This window comes from Oligoflexus sp., assembly GCF_035638955.1.
Classification (GTDB): Bacteria; Bdellovibrionota_B; Oligoflexia; order Oligoflexales; family Oligoflexaceae; genus Oligoflexus.
This window is the reverse complement of record NZ_DASQYZ010000478.1, coordinates 1-3,400: the sequence shown is the minus strand read 5'-3', so window position 1 is coordinate 3,400 and position 3,400 is coordinate 1. Positions and strand designations below refer to the sequence as shown.

The window sequence follows — 3,400 nt, the reverse complement described above, 5'->3', positions numbered from 1 at the left end:
TGGGGACTGCACCGCATCGATTCTAAGCTTTATACAAGGCATTTAGAGAAGGAAGAGAAAAACACGATAGAGAATGCGATTGAAGAAATCGGGCTGCTGAACTAATTTTCAACCCCGGACACCAATTTCCCGACGCTCCCGGTTATGGCCTCGCCTCGCGGCAAGGGGATCTTTCCAGAAACTCATCCTCTCTATCTCGGCGTCACAGGTTTTGGCCAGCATTCCGTTGTTCAGGAGTATATGAGGAAAAACCCTCCCAGGCGTATTCTGGTTCTCGGTACACGTCTAGGCGAAGGCACCTCGTATTGGGATCCTTCCATGGTGCCCTCAAAAGGATTCATACATGTCGATATTAATTCTTCGGTGCCCGGTGTGGCATTTCCTGCGGCGCCCACTTTTGCCGTCCACGCAGAAATCGGCGCCTTTCTAACAGATGTCATCGCCAGACTTCCGCCGGCCCCGAGGGGTCCGGCAAATGCATACGTTTTAGCTGACTCTTTCTCAAGGGAGCACTTATGCGCAAGCCCTGGCCGCGTCCGACCTCAATACCTGATGGCAGAAATACAACGCACTATTGTTGAGTCCACGGATGCTTTGGTGATGGCAGAGGCCGGGAACTCGTTTGCCTGGGCCGTTCACTTTCTTCGTATTCCTACGGCTGGCCGATACCGAATGAGCATGCGTATGGGATCGATGGGACATATGACAGCTGGGGTGATCGGCGCCGCCCAAGCAAGAAATGGCAAAGCAGTGGCCATCGTAGGCGATGGAGCCATGCTCATGACCTGCGAGATAAGTACCGCAGTTCACCATCAGATTCCGGCTGTTTGGATTGTTCTGAACGATTCCCGTTACAATATGTGCCATCAGGGAATGGAGACGCTTGGTCTGCAAGGAGCTGACGCCGATATTCCCATGACTGATTTTACCATGCTGGCAAGATCAATGGGAGCTCATGGTGTCAGGGTCGAATGTGAACGTGACCTCCGTGAAGCCCTGCTTGCAGCTCTGAAGGTAAAGGGACCCTTCGTGGTAGATGTCTTGATCAATCCCGATGAACGCGCACCCACTGAAAAGCGCAATCAGGGCCTCAAAGCAATCAGTGAAAAGGAAGCGCAGACCCTTTCTTTCCCTAAAATGGGAAGTTGAATTTGACTGTCCGAAACCTATATCCCTGTGAGGAAAACAGATGACCGTGTTCAAACGCTTGACTGAATCTGGACATAAGGAATTGCTGTTTTTCCAAAGCACTGCTGGAAATCTCAAGGCAATTATAGCCCTTCACGATACAAGCCTTGGGATCACAATGGGAGGAACAAGACTGTTCCCTTACCCTACTGAGGAAGAGGCTCTGCGTGACGTCTTAAGACTAAGCCTAGGCATGACTTATAAAGCAGCATGCGCTCAAATTCCGGTGGGTGGCGCAAAGGCCGTAATTATCGCTGACCCGCGGTCCAAAACCGGAGAGCTTTTCGAAGAATATGGTCGATTTGTTGAAGAGCTTAACGGGCGTTTTGTTACAGGCCAGGATGTAAATATTCAACCCGAAGATGTGTTGAGTATGCAAAAGCAAACCCGCTTTGTGGTGGGAACCGTCGGATTAGGCGGGGGGCCTGCACCGGCCACCGCGGAAGGGCTAGTACAGGCCATGAGTGTCGCCGTCACCAAGGGCCTGGGCTGCCCAGGGCTCCGCGGTTTAAAAATAGCCATTCAAGGATGTGGCAGCGTAGCTGAGAACCTGTGTCGTTTGTTGAGCCTTCAAGGGGCTGAATTGTTCGTCTCAGACATTGATGCCGCTAAAGTTAAAAGGATCGTGGATCTCTACGGCGCTACCCCTGTCGCAACTAATGAAATCCATAAATTACCCGTTGATGTCTTTGCTCCTTGCGCCATGGGTGGGATTTTAAATGATGACACGATACCGGACATCAAAGCCAAGGCTGTTGTCGGGGCTGCTAATAATCAGCTGGGTGAGGAAGGGCATCAGCGCGCGCTTTGCGATCGTCGAATTCTCTATATACCGGATTATGTTGCCAATGCAGGAGGCCTCATCAACGTCTACAATGAGATGATAGGCCGATCAGAGAAAGAGATGTGGAAGCATGTTTTTGGAATAGCCGCCACTACGAGTGATATATTGGATTTGGCAATGAAAAACTCCATTACACCCTTCGAGGCCTCGAAGACGGTGGCGACGGCTCGCCTTCATGAATTTCGCCACATGAAGCGACTTAGTAGTACGAAGAAGAATCTGGGGATAGCCTGAACATCATACAATACGAGGCTAAGAGTTATGGGCATATTCAACGAACAAAACACTTTCGCAACTTCTGTTTATATAAACAGCCCCATTGACGAAGTTCACGCTTATTTAATGGAGCTAAAAAACCTCAACGAGTGGACTTTGTTCAGCCGTATGAAGGAAAAAATTGACGCCCACACTTGGAAGGGAACCGCTTCGGGCTACCATCACGACCTTTACTATCATGTGCGGGAGATCAAAAGCGAAACGTTTAAGGGGATCGAGTGGCACTGCGGGCTTGAATATCAGAACTACTATCAGGTTTACCCTGTCTTGCTTTTCCCTGCTAGTTCCATGAATCCAGCTTCACGAGAGTCAGGCACTTATCTCCATTGGATAAGCTTCGTTGATCCCGCTCGTAGAACGGCTATGATAAAAGAAGCTATCGATGTCGTTCATACCTCAGAGTGCCGATCGCTTAAGGCTCGCCTGGAGCAGCGTAACGGCCAAACTCAAGCCTCCATTGGCCAGATGAGAGTCGATTCAGATACGATTTATATCGATGCCCCAGTAAGCGAGGTCGTAAAGCTGATTGGTGATATCCGACAGTTCGATAAGTGGGCACATTTATACAAGAAAAGTGGCGCCGTGACTCCAGAGCGCGGTGAATTCACCGACGAATATGGCCGGAATTCTGTCGTCTCGCATAAAGTTCACGATGTGGGTTTATACAGCATTGTCGATCAGCGTTGCTATTACCCTGAGTACAATAACACACAACACTCGCTAGCGCTGGTAATCCCGACCTCGTATGCTCTTGGGAACCAAACGGCTCGAGGCTGCTTTCACCATCGAGTGACATTCTGGAATCAATCTGAGCAGTCTCTCCTAGGGAGGCTGGTGATCGAAGACTTTGGAGCCGAAGCTATTAACATTAAGCGCTTCGCAGAAGCCGCCGCCGGCAATATGAGCACGTTTTCCCTAGGAATTAGTTATAAGGGTTAACCGGTAAACATTGGGGTCGGGTAAAAGGAGTGTCCCAAGGCACTCCTTTTGGCTCTGTTGCGTTTGTGTTTTCCAATCACGCAACCAGCTAAAATCACTATAGACGCCATACTTGCATATTCAGTGGTTTCGTCAGGTTACAGTTTATTGGAA

3 protein-coding genes are annotated in these 3,400 nt (G+C 49.7%); all 3 read left to right on the top strand.

Annotated elements, in window-relative coordinates; all coding sequences use genetic code 11:
* The first annotated feature begins 144 nt into the window (after positions 1 to 144).
* The 3 genes from VE954_RS38830 to scyC are packed head-to-tail and all read left to right on the top strand — an operon-like array spanning position 145 to position 3,247.
* Complete coding sequence (locus VE954_RS38830) at positions 145 to 1,149, top strand: thiamine pyrophosphate-dependent enzyme (RefSeq protein ID WP_324963329.1); 1,005 nt, start codon at positions 145 to 147, stop codon at positions 1,147 to 1,149.
* Positions 1,150 to 1,189: 40 nt separating this feature from the next.
* Positions 1,190 to 2,266 (top strand): Leu/Phe/Val dehydrogenase, encoded by a 1,077-nt coding sequence (locus VE954_RS38825; RefSeq protein WP_324963327.1) that lies wholly within the window; start codon positions 1,190 to 1,192, stop codon positions 2,264 to 2,266.
* 27 nt (positions 2,267 to 2,293) lie between these two features.
* A complete protein-coding gene (scyC, locus tag VE954_RS38820) occupies positions 2,294 to 3,247 on the top strand; it encodes a scytonemin biosynthesis cyclase/decarboxylase ScyC (protein ID WP_324963325.1) in 954 nt (317 codons plus the stop codon).
* The last annotated feature ends 153 nt before the right edge of the window (positions 3,248 to 3,400 follow it).

What these genes read in the sequence shown, in the direction of transcription:
- VE954_RS38825 (WP_324963327.1), top strand. Translation starts at nt 1,190, where the DNA reads ATGACCGTGTTCAAACGCTTGACTGAATCTGGACATAAGGAATTGCTG.
- scyC (WP_324963325.1), top strand. Translation starts at nt 2,294, where the DNA reads ATGGGCATATTCAACGAACAAAACACTTTCGCAACTTCTGTTTATATA.
- VE954_RS38830 (WP_324963329.1), top strand. Translation starts at nt 145, where the DNA reads ATGGCCTCGCCTCGCGGCAAGGGGATCTTTCCAGAAACTCATCCTCTC.